This window comes from Pseudomonas putida (genome assembly GCF_028682455.1).
Taxonomy (GTDB): domain Bacteria; phylum Pseudomonadota; class Gammaproteobacteria; order Pseudomonadales; family Pseudomonadaceae; genus Aquipseudomonas; species Aquipseudomonas putida_AA.
This window is the reverse complement of record NZ_JANHLD010000001.1, coordinates 580120-594200: the sequence shown is the minus strand read 5'-3', so window position 1 is coordinate 594200 and position 14081 is coordinate 580120. Positions and strand designations below refer to the sequence as shown.

The 14081-nt window shown below is 63.3% G+C and carries 13 protein-coding genes and 2 pseudogenes; 7 read left to right on the top strand and 8 right to left on the bottom strand.

From position 1 onward, the window contains the following. Positions 1 to 5 precede the first annotated feature (5 nt). The 4 genes and pseudogenes from kdpF to NPS58_RS29525 all read right to left on the bottom strand — a co-directional run. Positions 6 to 95, bottom strand: coding sequence for a K(+)-transporting ATPase subunit F (gene kdpF / locus NPS58_RS02865; protein ID WP_105642480.1), 90 nt, complete (start codon positions 93 to 95; stop codon positions 6 to 8). A 115-nt stretch (positions 96 to 210) separates the two neighbouring features. Next, positions 211 to 1908, bottom strand: a complete 1698-nt coding sequence (locus NPS58_RS02860) for a putative bifunctional diguanylate cyclase/phosphodiesterase (RefSeq protein ID WP_274113340.1) — start codon at positions 1906 to 1908, stop codon at positions 211 to 213. 22 nt (positions 1909 to 1930) lie between these two features. Beyond that, complete coding sequence (locus NPS58_RS02855; protein WP_425313046.1) at positions 1931 to 3079, bottom strand: methyl-accepting chemotaxis protein; 1149 nt, start codon at positions 3077 to 3079, stop codon at positions 1931 to 1933. A gap of 87 nt (positions 3080 to 3166) precedes the next feature. Then, positions 3167 to 3496: pseudogene (locus NPS58_RS29525) on the bottom strand (PAS domain-containing protein); the annotation flags it as partial. A gap of 416 nt (positions 3497 to 3912) precedes the next feature. On the opposite strand from NPS58_RS29525, the gene NPS58_RS02850 reads away from it, so the two are divergent. The 4 genes from NPS58_RS02850 (at position 3913) to NPS58_RS02835 (ending at position 7828) form a co-directional block, all read left to right on the top strand. Further along, positions 3913 to 5223: a C4-dicarboxylate transporter DctA gene (locus tag NPS58_RS02850; RefSeq protein WP_274113336.1), complete on the top strand. Its 1311-nt coding sequence runs from the start codon at positions 3913 to 3915 to the stop codon at positions 5221 to 5223. 68 nt (positions 5224 to 5291) lie between these two features. Continuing rightward, a complete protein-coding gene (locus NPS58_RS02845; protein ID WP_274113334.1) occupies positions 5292 to 5996 on the top strand; it encodes a FadR/GntR family transcriptional regulator in 705 nt (234 codons plus the stop codon). Between the two features lie 16 nt (positions 5997 to 6012). Further along, the gene (locus NPS58_RS02840; RefSeq protein ID WP_274113332.1) at positions 6013 to 6699 is read left to right on the top strand and encodes a GntR family transcriptional regulator; all 687 of its coding nucleotides are present in this window, start codon (positions 6013 to 6015) and stop codon (positions 6697 to 6699) included. A 79-nt stretch (positions 6700 to 6778) separates the two neighbouring features. Next, positions 6779 to 7828 carry a hypothetical protein gene (locus tag NPS58_RS02835; RefSeq protein ID WP_274113330.1) on the top strand — a complete coding sequence of 350 codons (1050 nt, stop codon included), beginning with the start codon at positions 6779 to 6781 and terminating at the stop codon, positions 7826 to 7828. Position 7829: 1 nt separating this feature from the next. Here NPS58_RS02835 and NPS58_RS02830 read toward each other — a convergent pair whose 3' ends face one another. Then, positions 7830 to 8267 carry a PACE efflux transporter gene (locus tag NPS58_RS02830; RefSeq protein ID WP_274113328.1) on the bottom strand — a complete coding sequence of 146 codons (438 nt, stop codon included), beginning with the start codon at positions 8265 to 8267 and terminating at the stop codon, positions 7830 to 7832. A 123-nt stretch (positions 8268 to 8390) separates the two neighbouring features. Here NPS58_RS02830 and NPS58_RS02825 point away from each other — a divergent pair, with 123 nt between their 5' ends. The 3 genes and pseudogenes from NPS58_RS02825 to NPS58_RS29515 all read left to right on the top strand — a co-directional run bounded on the left by NPS58_RS02825 (position 8391) and on the right by NPS58_RS29515 (position 11278). Next, on the top strand, positions 8391 to 9266 hold the full coding sequence (locus tag NPS58_RS02825; protein WP_274113327.1) for a LysR family transcriptional regulator: 876 nt from the start codon (positions 8391 to 8393) through the stop codon (positions 9264 to 9266). Positions 9267 to 9391: 125 nt separating this feature from the next. Further along, positions 9392 to 10423, top strand: a pseudogene (locus NPS58_RS29520) (HAMP domain-containing protein); the annotation flags it as partial. Between the two features lie 69 nt (positions 10424 to 10492). After that, entirely contained in the window at positions 10493 to 11278 is a 786-nt protein-coding gene (locus NPS58_RS29515) for a methyl-accepting chemotaxis protein (protein WP_425313045.1), read from the top strand. Positions 11279 to 11329: 51 nt separating this feature from the next. Here NPS58_RS29515 and NPS58_RS02815 read toward each other — a convergent pair whose 3' ends face one another. The 3 genes from NPS58_RS02815 to NPS58_RS02805 form a co-directional block, all read right to left on the bottom strand. Beyond that, positions 11330 to 12394 (bottom strand): YkvI family membrane protein, encoded by a 1065-nt coding sequence (locus NPS58_RS02815; RefSeq protein ID WP_274113324.1) that lies wholly within the window; start codon positions 12392 to 12394, stop codon positions 11330 to 11332. Between the two features lie 82 nt (positions 12395 to 12476). Next, the gene (locus tag NPS58_RS02810) at positions 12477 to 12854 is read right to left on the bottom strand and encodes a RidA family protein (protein WP_274113323.1); all 378 of its coding nucleotides are present in this window, start codon (positions 12852 to 12854) and stop codon (positions 12477 to 12479) included. A gap of 21 nt (positions 12855 to 12875) precedes the next feature. Beyond that, positions 12876 to 14006 (bottom strand): NAD(P)/FAD-dependent oxidoreductase, encoded by a 1131-nt coding sequence (locus NPS58_RS02805; RefSeq protein WP_274113321.1) that lies wholly within the window; start codon positions 14004 to 14006, stop codon positions 12876 to 12878. Between the last annotated feature and the right edge of the window lie 75 nt (positions 14007 to 14081).

Sequence of the window (14081 nt, the reverse complement as noted above, 5' to 3'; positions counted from 1 at the left end):
CGCTCCTAGCCCCGGTCGGCGCGCAGCAGCGCGACCATCAGGTAGATCATCAACGCCACTGCCAGCAGCAGCGACACCCCGTCCAGAATGCTCATCGAATCTCTCCGTCCTTACGGCTGTTTGCCGCTGACGGTCATTGTCCGAAGAGGTGCTGTAAAGGTGCGAGACCAGGACCGCTTGCAACCTATAAAGAATGCGTAAAGAACGCCTTCAGTGCCCCGCCAGCGCCCGCCACTGCGGCGGCTGCACGTAATGCACGGCCCAGTTGATCACAGCCTCGGCCGGCATTGGCCGGGCAATGCCATACCCCTGGGCGACGTCGCAGCCCAGGCCCATCAACAGCTGGCCGTGCTCCACCGACTCCAGCCCCTCGGCGATCACCTGGCGGCCAAAGGCCCGGGCCAGGCCGATCACCGCGCGGGTAAGGGCCAGGTCGTCGTGATCGTGGAGGATGTCGCGCACGAATGACTTGTCGATCTTGATGGTGCGAGTGGGCAAACGCTTGAGGTAACTCAGCGACGAATAGCCGGTGCCGAAATCATCCAGGGAGAACTGCACGCCCAACTGCTTGCAGGCTTCCAGGCACTGGCTGACCCGCTGGATATTCTCGATGGCCACCGACTCGACGATCTCCAGGTCGAGCATCTGTGGCGCCACGCTCGGGTAGCCTGCCAGCAGCCCCTTGAGGCGCTCGACAAAGTCACTGCGCTGAACGTGCCGGGCGGCGATATTCACACTCACCGGCCACACATGCCCGGTCTGCTGCCAGCGCTGCATCTGTTCCAGGGCCTGGGCGATCACCCATTCGCCGATATCGACAATCAGGTCGGTCTGCTCCACCAGCGGCAGGAACTCACCCGGCGCCACCAGCCCTTCGGTCGGATGCTGCCAGCGCAGCAAGGCCTCGAAACCCAGCACCTGGCCGCTGCGCATGTTCACTTTGGGCTGATAGTGCAAACGCAGTTCGCCCTTGATCATCGCCTGGCGCACCCGCGCCACCGTCTGGTGCGTGGCCTTGACCTCGCGGTCCAGCGACACGTCGAACAGGTGGTAGCGGTTGCGCCCGCTCTGCTTGGCCACGTACAGCGCCTGGTCGGCATGGCGCACCAGGGTGTCGGCGTCTTCGTTGTCGAGGGGGAACAGGGTTACGCCGATGCTGGCGCTGACGCTCACTTGCTGGTCACGGATCGAATACGGCGCGGCAATCGCCTTGAGCACCCGGTCCAGTGCCGAGTGCAATGACGACGGTGCCTGCACATGGCGCAGTATCAACACGAACTCGTCGCCCGAAAGCCGAGCCACCGCATCGTCGCCGCGAAGGATTTCCTTGAGTCGCTTGGCCACTTCCACCAACAGCAAGTCACCACTGGCATGGCCGTAGCCATCGTTGACCGCCTTGAAGCCATCCAGGTCGAGCATGCACACCGCCAACGCGATGCCTTCGCGGCGGGAAAACGCCAGCGCCTGGTTGAGCAGGTCGGAGAGATAGGCGCGATTGGGCAGCCCGGTCAGCACGTCATGCCCCACGCGCCACTGCAGGGTGTGCAGCAGCTGGCGCTTCTCGGTGACGTCGAAGCGGATCGATACGTACTTGCGTACCTGGCCGCTGGCCGGGTCGATCAGCGGCACCATGGTGCTGTCGACCCAGTACAACGAGCCGTCCTTGGCGCGGTTGCAGATCTCGCCCTTCCAGACCTTGCCGGCCACCAGGGCGCGCCACATGCCTTCGAAATAGTCCCGCTCGTGCAGGCCGGAATTGAGAATGCGGTGATTGGCCCCCAGCAGTTCCTCGCGGCTGTAGCCGGAGATACTGCAGAACTGCTCGTTGACGTAGGTAATCCGACCGCGCAGGTCGGTTTCGGAAAAAATCGCCGCCGCATCCACGGCCGCGCGGTAGTTGTCATCCATGAAGCGCTCGTTACCCTTCGCGTCAGCGGTTGAATCGCTCGACCAGGGCGCGCAGGCCCAATGAAATGTGTTCCAGCTCTGCCCCGCGGGTAGCGGCGGCATTGGCGTTCTGTGCGGTGTGCTGCACGGTTCCGGCCACGGTATTGATCTGCTCGGACACCGACTCGGCCACCGACGACTGCTCCTCGGCAGCAGCGGCCATTTGCTGGCTCATGTCGCTGATGCGCTCAACCGCCGCACGAATGCCTTGCAGCGCCTGCTGTGCCTCCAGCACCCGGGCCACGCCCTGCTCGGCCTCGTCGATGCCCAGGCTTGCGATGCTCACCGCATCGACGGCGCCAGCCCGCAGGCTTTCGATGATGCCCTGGATCTGCACGGTGGACTGGCGGGTCTTGCCGGCCAGCGCCCGCACCTCATCGGCGACCACGGCAAACCCGCGCCCCTGCTCGCCGGCACGGGCCGCCTCGATGGCGGCATTGAGCGCCAGCAGGTTGGTCTGGTCGGCAATCGAGCGGATCACTTCGGCGGCCACGGAAATATCCTCGGTCTGCCCGGCCAGGTGGGTGACCGCCTGGTTGATCTGGCTGACCGTACTGGCCAGCAGCTGGATCGCCTCCCGGGTGGTGCCCACCACCTGGTTGCCCTGCCCGGCAAGCTGGTTGGCCGTGTGGGCCTGGTCTGCGGTCTCCTGTACATGGCTCGCGACTTCGGCAATGGAAGCGGCCATCTCGGTCATGGCGGCGGCAGTCATGTCGGTCTCGGCACGCTGGTCGAGCAGCGCCGACTCGGTCTGGCGCGACAGGCCGCTGGAGTCGCCGGCGGCCTCGCTCATCTGCACGGCCAGGTCGCTCAGGCGGGTCAGCGCCGTCTTGAGGCGGGCTTCTTCACTGATCAGGATCATCTGCAACTGGGCGGCAGGGCCCAGCGCATCGCTGTAGGTCAGTGCGACGACAGGATCGGAGAACGTGTTGCTGGAGCAACGGGCGATCTGCGCCATCTGCTGCCCCATGCGTTGGTGTGCCCACAGCCCCACCATACCGAACAGCCCCAGGGTGATCCCGTGGGCGACCCAACCTGGCAGCCAGAGCTGGGCCGCGATTGCTGTGCCACCAGCGAGCAACGGCAGGCCCAGTACCTGCGCGAGCAGCGCCAGGCGCCGGCCGGCCGACACGGCAGGCTTGCCTTCACGCAAACGGGCATACAGCACTTCGGCGCGGCGCACCTGCTCGCGCGTCGGCTTGACCCGCACCGACTCGTAGCCCACCACCCGGCCACCTTCGAGGATTGGCGTGACGTAGGCGCTGACCCAGTAGAAGTTGCCGTTCTTGCAGCGGTTCTTGACGATGCCCATCCAGCTTTGGCCGGCCTTGAGGTACTGCCACATCTGCTCGAACACCGCGGGCGGCATGTCGGGGTGGCGCACCAGGTTGTGCGGGCTGCCGATCAGTTCCGCCTGGCTGAAACCGCTCATGGCGGCAAACTCGGCATTGCAGTAGGTGATATTGCTGGCGGTGTCGGTGGCAGAAATGAGCCGTTGATCCTCACCGAACGTCTGTTCGACCGAGGTGACCGGCAGGTTGAAACGCACGTTGAAACTCCCTTTATGGCGGCAACAAGCAGCAACCCGGGGTTAACCAGGGTTTTTAACTGCTCGTTCAAATAACCCTACTAATTACACCACATTTCTGTAACAAATCGTTATGTGTTTAATTGCGACCAAATGCCAATAGTTATCTTTAACTTATTGATTGGAATAGACATTTTTCTGTAGGAGCGGGCTTGCCCCGCGATGGACCTCAAGGGCCCTTCGCGGGGCAAACCCGCTCCTACAGGGGTGAAAACAACTGGTCAGACCGGTCAAACCAAAAAGCCTTGCCAACCCGTAAAATACGCGCCTACACTGAGCACGCACTGGACATACCGGTAATACCACAATAATTAAGTCCTCCGCTCTTTCGCCCCCTGCGGCTATCGAAGCAAGGACACCGATCAGAGATCCCTCCCATGCTCAAATGGTGCTCGCGTTCGATCTTCCTCCAAGTGGTGCTGGGCCTTGCGCTAGGCATTGCCTGCGGCCTCAGCTTCCCCGAAGTTTCCCTGCAGTTGAAACCCCTGGGCGACGGCTTTATCAAGCTGATCAAGATGCTCATCGGGCTGATCGTGTTCTGCGTGGTGGTCAGCGGTATCTCCGGTGCGGGCGACCTGAAGAAGGTCGGACGGATCGGCCTCAAGTCGGTGATCTACTTCGAAGTGCTGACCACCATTGCCCTGGTCATCGGCCTGGTGTTCGCCTTTACCTCCGGTATCGGCAGCGGCGCCAACATCCACCTCGACCAACTGTCGGCCGCCGAAGCCGGCAACCTGGCCGAGCGCGGCCAGCACATCCACGGCACGGCCGCCTTCCTCATGGACCTGATACCGACCTCGGTGGTGGGTGCCTTTGCCGACAACAACATCCTGCAAGTGCTGCTGTTCTCGGTGCTGTTCGGCAGTGCGCTGAACCTGGTGGGTGAAGCCGCCTCGGGCATCTCGCGGCTGATCAACGAACTGAGCCATGTGATCTTTCGCATCATGGGCATGATCGTGCGCCTGGCGCCGCTGGGCGTGTTCGGTGCCATCGCCTTCACCACCAGCAAATATGGCCTGGAGTCGCTGCAGCACCTGGGTGGCCTGGTGGCGCTGTTCTACCTGACCTGCATCGGTTTCGTGCTGCTGATCCTGGGCACGGTGATGCGCCTGTCGGGCCTGCGTATCCTGCCGTTCATCAAATACCTGCGCGAAGAACTGACCATCGTCCTGGGCACGGCATCGTCCGATGCGGTACTGCCGCAGATCATGCGCAAGCTGGAGCATTTGGGCATCGGCAACTCCACCGTCGGCCTGGTGATTCCCACCGGTTATTCCTTTAACCTCGACGGCTTCTCGATCTACCTGACCCTGGCCATCGTCTTCATCGCCAATGCCACCGGTACGCCCCTGGCCATGACCGACCTGCTGACTATCCTGCTGGTCTCGCTGATCACCTCCAAAGGTGCCCACGGTATTCCCGGCTCTGCCCTGGTGATCCTCGCCGCGACCCTGACCGCCATCCCCGCGATCCCGGTGGTGGGCCTGGTGCTGGTGCTGGCGGTGGACTGGTTCATGGGCATCGGCCGGGCGCTGACCAACCTGATCGGCAACTGCGTGGCAACCGTGGCCATCGGCCGCTGGGAAGGCGATATCGACATGGAGCGGGCTAACAATGTGCTGGCCGGCAAACAGGGCTTCAGCTTTGCCCAGCGCAAGGCCCCGACCGCCCACCAACAAGAGTTCTGAGTCAAAGGGCCGGCACTGCGGTGCCGGCCCCAGGAGCACAACATGCAATCGATCTCAGGGAGTGAACCGTGATCAGCTCATCCACCGTCGTCAACTCCGTGGTAGAAAAACTGCGCCAGGCCCTGGACCGCGGCCAATGGCGCTCGGGCGACATGCTGCCGGGCCAGCGCGAACTGGCCGAGCAACTGGGCATCAGCCGCCCGAGCCTGCGTGAAGCGGTCACCGTGCTGGAAACCCTGGGCCTGGTGCGTTCACTGCCCGGCAAGGGTGTACTGGTGCTCGAACCTGGCAGCGTCGAGCCGATGCAGGCCCAGAGCGCGGTCGCCCAAGCCAGCCTGGAAGACGTGCTGCAACTGCGCTACACCCTGGAACCGTTCATCGTCGGCCTGGTGGCCCAGTCCATCAGCAGCAAGGAAATCGGCCAACTGCGCCTGACCCTGATGGACATGCGCGAAGCACTCGAGGCCCAGGACAGCGAAGCTGGCGTCAACGCCTACATCGCCTTCCACGAAGAACTGTTCACCCTGACCGCCAACCCGATCTTCCAGAACGTGGTGCAGCAGACCAGCAATGCCCTCAAGCAGAGCGCCGGCGTGCTGCGCAACTCGCCCGAGCACCTGGCCGCGCGACTGGAAGAAAACGAAGCGGTGGTGCGTGCCATCCGCAACAAGAACAGCGCCCAGGCCAGCGCGCAGATGCGCCACCACATCCTTCAGGAAGGCCGGCGCATGGGTATCGAACTGAACATCCCGGACGAACACCCGGGCAACTGAACCCAGGAGAGCAGTGATGAACGCCAGCGCCCAAGCCCCTGTGACTACCCTGCCGCCGCTGCTTGCCCACGGCGAAGTGCGCCTGTCGGCCGAACAGATCTACCCGCGCCTGTTCGACGCCATTCTCGAACAGCGCCTGGCCCCCGGCAGCGCCTTGCCCGAGCAGGCATTGGGCGACGCATTCGGCGTGAGCCGCACCGTGATCCGCCGCGTGCTGGGCAGGCTGTGCGACCAACAGGTGATCGTCCAGCGCCCCAGCCACACCGCGCACCTGGCCGCCCCCGACCCGCAACAGGCGCGGCAGATCCTCAGCGCGCGGCGCCTGGCCGAAACCACGCTCATCACCCTCGCCGTGCAGCGCTCGCGACCGGCGAAGATCCGCCAGTTGCGCGAACTGGTTGCCCGCGAGCGCCAGAGCCACGAACAGGGCCAGCGTTGCACCGCGATCCGCCTGGGTGGCGAGTTTCATCTGAAACTGGCGGAGATTGCCAACAATGCACCGCTGACCCGCTTTCTCAATGGCCTGGTGCCGCAGACTTCGCTGATCATCGCCCAGTACGAAAGCCGCCCTTGCAGCCACTGCGCGTGGCAGGAGCATGCGGCGATCATCGATGCCCTGGAAAAAGGGGATGGGGACGCGGCGTTGGCGTTGATGCATGAGCATCTGGATCATATCGAGGCGAAGTTGGAGCTGGGCGTCTGAACCATCGCGGGGCAAGCCCGCTCCTACCTATACTCAAATAGGAATACCCAAACACCAGACTGTCCACAGGGGCTGCGATGTGAAGCCGCCTTCCCCGCTCACCTTCCTTTTGCTCACCCTGCTGCTGGTGCTGGGTGGGTGTGCCTCTCGACAAAAACCCGTAGAGCTGCCCCCGGTGCAATTGAGCCCCGCCACCTGGGAGCAGATCGACCGGGAGATCATCGATGCCTCCCTGGCCGCGACCAGTTCGGTCAATGACTACACCCGCCGCTCCATGCGGGTATGGAAAGATCGCGTACAGCAATACACCGAAAGCGATTTCATCCCCTGGTTCACCGGCTACTGGACCCAGCAATGGCTGACCATGAAGGTGGCCTGGTACAAGATGAACAGCGGCGACGGCAAGGACCCGCCCGAAAAGCGCCTGGCCCTGTACCTGCAGGAGCAGTATCACCAACGCGTGCTCGACCAGGTCGCCAAGGAGATCGACCCCGAGGCGATTCGCGACCGGGCCATGGAGCTGTATATCCAGTTGCTCGGCCAGCAACTGCAACAACTCGCCCAACGCTACCGGGCGCCGCCCGAGCAGTTCAACCTGCGCCTGACGCGCATCCAGGCCATCACCCTCGCCCCGCCCGCCTCCCACAATGCCTCGCTTTACCAGTTGCTGTTCAGCAAGTCGCTGGCCGAGCAACCGGCCTATGCGGCGCTGGTCACCCGTATGCACAGCGCCGTGCGCGCCGGCACCCAGCGCTCGGATATCGGTTTGTCGTCGGTGGCGCAACAGGCCAGTGAAAAAATCGGCGCGACCCTGGCACCACGCGGCATCGCCAGCGCGGTTGCCAGCGCGGTGGGCCGCACCGCCGGCGCGCTGATCTCGGTGGTCGCCACCGGCTATGGGGTGTTCTCCCATAGCCAGGAACAACCGGCGATGATCGAGCAGTTGCGGGTGATCCTCAATGTGGCGCTCAACGAGGAGTGGCGGGAGCTGATGGAGAACCGCAAGACCGGGGCCATGGCCGGGGTGTACTACCTGTCGGGCGAGATCGAAGACGACCTGCTCGGTGCCACCCGCCTGCAGAAAGAGCCGGACTCCGGCTCGTTGCGCATTGTCATCCCCGCGCAGTGATTCACGCCGCCGCAGCCTGCCCCTGGGCCGAGGTCGGCAGGCCGAAGATCCGGTCGAATGCCCAGTTATAGAGAAAGGTGTAGCACGGGATCAGGATGATAAAGGCCAGGTCCACCAGGAAGGCTTCGACCAGGCTCATGTCCAGCCACCAGGCGATCAGCGGGATCAGGTAGATCACCAGCGTCAGTTGAAAACCGATGGCATGGGCCACCCGGCGCGCGACGCTGCGCCCGCGCTTGGCCTGCCGGCTTTCCCAGCACTCGAACAGGGTGTTGTAGATGAAGTTCCAGGCCATGGCGATGGTGGTGATCATCACCGCCAGGGGGCCGGTGTTGCTGGGGGCCGTGTCTGACAGATACGCCAGCCCCAACGTCGACATGCACAGGCCGATCATTTCGTAGGCAGTCACATACACCAGTTTGCGTTTGACACCTTGCACCGTATTACCTCGAATCCGTCATGAAGTGCTGCCTCAATGGACAGCAGAAGCGCGCCAGATTGCGTCAATCTTCTTGACAGCAAAAGTCAGCAGCTATCAGATTGACTGACAGGAGATTGACCTTTGAATTTTTCCAGCGACAACATCGAACTCTTTCTGGCGGTACTCGACTGCGGCTCGTTCTCGGCTGCTGCCCGCGCCCTGGGTCGAGTGCCATCAGCGGTGAGCATGGCCATCGGCAATCTTGAAGCGGAGCTTGGCTTTGCCCTGTTCGAGCGCTCCCATCGCGAAACCCGCCCCACCGCCCTCGCCCAGGCGCTCGAACCCCACGCCAGGATGATCGCTGCGCAACTGGGGCAATTGCAGGTGCATGCCTTGGAGCTTTCCCAGGGGCTGGAAAGCACCCTGACGATCAGCGTGGTGCCCGACATCGACCATGCGCCCTTGCTGAACGCCATCAAGACGATCAGCGAGCGCTATCCGTTGCTGGAGGTCGAAGTGCTCAACGCGCCCCAGGAAGAAGCCTTGCAGTTGCTGCACACGGGGCGAGTCAGCCTGTGCCTGGCGTTCGCCGGGTTGTCGGTCGACCCGCGGCAGCGCTTCCAGAACATCGGCATGGAATCGCTGGTGGCGACCATCTCTGCGAACCACCCTGTCCTGCAGCGCCAGCCCCGGCAAATCACCTACCTCGAGGACCTGGCCAGTGTCCGCCAGATACTGGTAGCCAGCCGCGACCTGCCGATCACCGATACCCGCGCCCTGATCGGCAAGGCCTACTGGCGCACCGACAGCCTGGGCATGGCCCTGGAGATGGTCGAGGCCGGGCTGGGCTGGGGCGACTTCCCGCTGTCGCGGGTGGCGCCGTTGCTGGAGGCCGGCCGCTTGCTGCGCCTGGACTTCAAGAACACCCGCAATGAACTGCAATTGCCGGTGCATGCCTTCTGGCGTCACAACCAGCCGCTGCAAAAAGCCGCCCAGGAGCTGGTGAGATTATTGTAGGAGCGGCCTGCGGCAATCTGTCTTTCAACCTTTTACCCTTGCGGCCGATACCCGGATGGACAGGTACGAGCATTCGCCAAAAGCACCGCTCGGCACTCCTCTTTCATGGCACAAGGGCTCGGAACATGAACCTGAAATTTCGCCACAAGATCCTGCTGTGCGCCTGCGGCGTCGTGGTTCTGGCATTTGCGTTGTTCACCCTCTACAACGATTACCTGCAGCGCAACACCATCCGCCAGAACATCGAGTCCTCGGTCAAGCAAGCCGGCGCCCAGACGGCCAGCAGCGTGCAGAACTGGATGAGCGGCCGCATCCTGGTACTGGAAAATCTCGCGCAGAACGTCGCCCACCAGGGCAGCGGTGCCGATTTCCCGGGGCTGGTCGATCAGCCATCGTTCACCAACAACTTCCAGTTCACCTATGTGGGCCAGGCCAACGGCGTATTCACCCAGCGCCCGGACGCGAAAATGCCCGACGGCTATGACCCGCGCCAACGGCCCTGGTACACCGCCGCCGTGGCCGCCAACCAGACCATGTTGACTCCGCCCTACATGGCCGCTGTCGGTGGCCTGGTGGTGACCATCGCCATGCCGGTCAAGAGCCAGGCCAACGGCGAGCTGATTGGCGTGGTCGGTGGCGACCTGAGCCTGGCGACCCTGGTCGACATCATCAACGCCGTGGACTTCGGCGGTATCGGACACGCCTTTTTGGTCGACCGCAATGGCCAGGTGATCGTCAGCCCGAACAAAGACCAGGTGATGAAAAACCTCAAGGACATCTACCCGGGCAGCAGCCTGCAGGTGGCCCCGGGCATTCATGACGTCACCCTGGGCGGTGAAGAGCGGATCATCTCGTTTGCCCCGGTCAACGGCTTGCCGTCGGCCAACTGGTACATCGGCCTGTCCATCGACAAAAGCAAAGCCTATGCCGGTATCAGCCAGTTCCGTACCTCGGCGATCATCGCCATGCTCATTGCCGTTGCCGCGATCGCCGGCGTGCTGGGCCTGTTGATCCCGGTGCTGATGCGGCCGCTGACCACCATGGGCCGCGCCATGCAGGACATCGCCCAGGGCGAAGGCGACCTGACCCGCCGCCTGGTCGTGGAGAACAAGGACGAGTTCGGTGAGCTGGCCGGCGCGTTCAACCAGTTCGTCGAGCGAATTCATGCCTCGATTGCCGAAGTGTCGTCGGCCACCCGCCAGGTGCATGACCTGTCGGAACGGGTGATGAGCGCCTCCAATGCCTCGATCAGCGGTTCCGAAGAGCAAAGCATGCGCACCAATAGCGTGGCTGCGGCGATCAACGAGCTGGGCGCCGCCACCCAGGAAATCGCCCGCAACGCCGCCGACGCCTCGCAGCACGCCAGCGGCGCCAGCGAGCAGGCCAACGATGGCCGCCAGGTGGTGGAAGACACCATCTCGGCGATGACTTCACTGTCGCAGAAAATCAGCGAGTCCTGCGCGCAGATCGAAACCCTCAACGCCAGCACCGATGACATCGGGCAGATTCTCGATGTGATCAAGGGCATCTCCCAGCAGACCAACCTGCTGGCCTTGAACGCAGCCATCGAAGCGGCCCGCGCCGGTGAAGCCGGCCGCGGCTTTGCCGTGGTGGCCGACGAAGTGCGTAACCTGGCCCACCGCACCCAGGAGTCGGCCGAAGAGATCCACAAGATGATCACCACCCTGCAGGTCGGCTCCCGCGAGGCGGTGCACAACATGAACGCCAGCCAGGTATCGAGCGAGGAAAGCGTGATGGTCGCCAACCAGGCCGGTGAGCGCCTGAGCAGCGTGACCCAGCGCATCGGCGAGATCGACGGCATGAACCAGTCGGTTGCGGCTGCCACCGAAGAACAGACCGCCGTGGTCGAGAGCCTGAACCTGGACATTACCCAGATCAACGTGCTGAACCAGCAAGGCGTCGCCAACCTCAACGACACCCTGCGTCACTGCGATGCCCTGGCCCAGCAGGCCGGTCGCTTGAAGCAACTGGTCGACAGCTTCAAGATCTGACCTGGGCATTCTGGCGAGTGGCACACTGCACCACTCGCCAGGTGCCTACCGCTAAAGCGCAACGGCGCGCTTGAAGCGCCCGATGCGCAACCAGCCGATCAACACCGCCAGCATCAGCACAAAGCCCAGGTAACCGAAGAACGGATACACCTGGCCGACCAGGCTGATAAAGCCGATCAGGCTGCAGACAAACGCTGCCACCCCCGCGGCCATCGACCCCAGCCGAAAACTGCGCGTCCCGGCCGGCAACAGCCGCGCGACGAACGAATAGAGCGTGCCCACCGCCGTGTTGACGATCATGCCGAAGATGATCACGCACATCACCACGCCCAGCGCCGGGGAGATTTCGCTGGCAATCGAGAGCATCGGCATGGGCAGGTCGGCGACCGAGTCCAGGCGCGACAGCAGTCCCGCACTCATCACCAGCATCAAGCCGCCCAGTGCCGCACCGCCCAGGAGCCCGCCCCAGATCGCGGTTTTTTCAAAGCGCGCCGAGCCGCCGAGAATCGCCAGGATCGGCGCACCGGCAACGATGTTGTACGACACATAAAGGAACGCGCCGAGCAGCCAGTGGCTGGTGCCCGCTGCTTGCCGGCTGGCTACCTCGTTCAGCGCGGTAAAGCTCAGGTCGCGGGTGAACACCCCATACAAGGCAATGGCCGTGGCGACCAGGATCAGGAACGGCGTGACCGCACCGATCAACACGATCACCTTCTGCACATCCAGGCAAACGATGGCGATCACCAACAGCGTCACCAGCATGCTGCCCGCCAGCGCCGGCACGCCGAACTGCTGCTCCAGCAACGCACCGCCACCGGCCAGCATCACCACCGTGACCGCGAACATGAAGAACGTGATCATCAGGTCGACGAACAGGCCCAGGTAGCGCCCACAGATGGCGTACACCACATCCTTGTGCGAGGAAGCCTGAAGACGGTTGCCCAGGCCGGCCAGGGCCATGCCGAGAAAGGTGAACAGGGCCGCACTGACCAGGGTGCCAAGCAGCCCCCAGAGGCCGAAGTCTACGAAGAACAGCAACAACTCGCGCCCTGAGGCGAAACCTGCACCGACGATGACGCCGATAAACGCACCGGCAATTTTCAGCTGCTCTTGCATGTCTGAATCCTCTGGTTTGTGTGGCCCTGTGCGGGCCTTGTTGTTTTTGTCCAGCGATGCGCCAAGGCGGCGCGGGTGCTACTCAGTCATTGCCGATCCAGGCCTGCACTTCAATCTCGACGTCAACGCCCAGGGCAAGGCCGGCACTGACGGTGGAGCGCACCGGGTAGCCCTGGGTGAAGAACGTCTTGTAGACCTCGTTGAAGCCGGCGAAATGCTGCATGTCCGACAGCCACACCGTGGCCTTGACCACTTGCTCGAAGCCGACGCCGCATTCGGCGAGGGTTTCGCTGATGCGCTCGAGGGTGGCGCGGGTCTGGGCCTGTATATCGCCGCGCACCACTTCACCTTCGCGGGTCATTGGCACCTGGCCGGAGAGAAACAGAAAGCCACCGACCTTCACCGCCTTGGAGAACGGAAATGGCAGGTGGCTGGGGATACGCTGGATGCTGGAAGTCATGGGAAAGTCCTTCAACGGTGGTTAACGAAAACGTGCCGGAGACAAGCGCTGGGGCTCGACCCCTTCGGCACTGAGGGATTGCGCCAAGGGCTGGCCGAGCAACAAGGCGGCGGCCAGCTGCGATACACCGGCGGCCGACTGAATGCCGTAACCGCCCTGGGCGGCCAGCCAGAAAAACGCAGGTTGTGCCGGGTCATGACCGATCACCAGGTCGCCATCGGCGACGAACGAGCGCAGCCCGGCCCAGGTGTGGCTGGGACGGCGGATACTCAGGGTGGTCATGTTCTCGATGTTGTAGATGCCCAGGGCCACATCCAGCTCTTCGGGCATCACATCCTGGGGCGCGACCGGGTCGGCATTGGCGGGCGAGCCGAGCAACTGCCCGGCGTCGGGCTTGAAGTAGAAGCTTTCATCAACGCCGATCACCGCGGGCCAACTGGCGAAGGCCTGGTCTGGTGGGCCTTCGAAGGTGAAGGCGCTGCGCCGGCACGGTTGCAGGCCGACCGGCTGCACGCCACACACACCCGCAACCTCATCGGCCCAGGCGCCGGCGGCGTTGATCAATTGGCGCGCCTGCACCCCACTGCCGTCGGCCAGGCTCAAATGCCAGAGGCCGTCATTGAAGTAACCCTCGACCACTTCGGCATTGCACTGCACCTGACCACCGGCCTGACGAAAGCCGCGCAGAAAGCCCTGGTGCAAGGCGTGCACGTCCAGGTCCATGGCGCCCGGCTCGTGAATGGCGCCGGCCAGCGTATCGGCGCGCAGGCTCGGGACCAGGGCCAACGCGGCTTGATGATCGAGCAGCGTGACCTCGGTGCCATTGGCCAGGCTCTGGGCATAGGTGCTGGCGAGCAGGTCCTGCTGCTCCAGGCTGGCGACATAAAGGCAGCCGCGCGGTTCAAGCAGCGGATGCTCACAGAAGCCGGCGGGAGGGGACTCATAGAACGCCCGACTGGCCCGGGTCAGCGCCTGGATCTGTTCAGTGCCATAGGCCTCCATGAACATGGCCGCCGACCGGCCAGTTGAGTGGTAACCCGGCTGGGCTTCGCGTTCCAGGATCAGCACCTGTTGCCTGGGCGCCAACCGGTAGCCGAGAGATGCGCCGGCAATACCGCCGCCAATGATCACGCTATCGAACGTCTGCGTCATAACCTTGCCATCGCCTGTTCAAGAAGCTGAAATTATCACTTATGAGAATTCTAATATATGAGAATTTAGAAATAC

What these genes read in the sequence shown, in the direction of transcription:
- kdpF (WP_105642480.1), bottom strand. Translation starts at nt 95, where the DNA reads ATGAGCATTCTGGACGGGGTGTCGCTGCTGCTGGCAGTGGCGTTGATG.
- NPS58_RS02860 (WP_274113340.1), bottom strand. Translation starts at nt 1,908, where the DNA reads ATGGATGACAACTACCGCGCGGCCGTGGATGCGGCGGCGATTTTTTCC.
- NPS58_RS02850 (WP_274113336.1), top strand. Translation starts at nt 3,913, where the DNA reads ATGCTCAAATGGTGCTCGCGTTCGATCTTCCTCCAAGTGGTGCTGGGC.
- NPS58_RS02840 (WP_274113332.1), top strand. Translation starts at nt 6,013, where the DNA reads ATGAACGCCAGCGCCCAAGCCCCTGTGACTACCCTGCCGCCGCTGCTT.
- NPS58_RS29515 (WP_425313045.1), top strand. Translation starts at nt 10,493, where the DNA reads ATGAGCGCCTCCAATGCCTCGATCAGCGGTTCCGAAGAGCAAAGCATG.
- NPS58_RS02815 (WP_274113324.1), bottom strand. Translation starts at nt 12,394, where the DNA reads ATGCAAGAGCAGCTGAAAATTGCCGGTGCGTTTATCGGCGTCATCGTC.
- NPS58_RS02810 (WP_274113323.1), bottom strand. Translation starts at nt 12,854, where the DNA reads ATGACTTCCAGCATCCAGCGTATCCCCAGCCACCTGCCATTTCCGTTC.
- NPS58_RS02805 (WP_274113321.1), bottom strand. Translation starts at nt 14,006, where the DNA reads ATGACGCAGACGTTCGATAGCGTGATCATTGGCGGCGGTATTGCCGGC.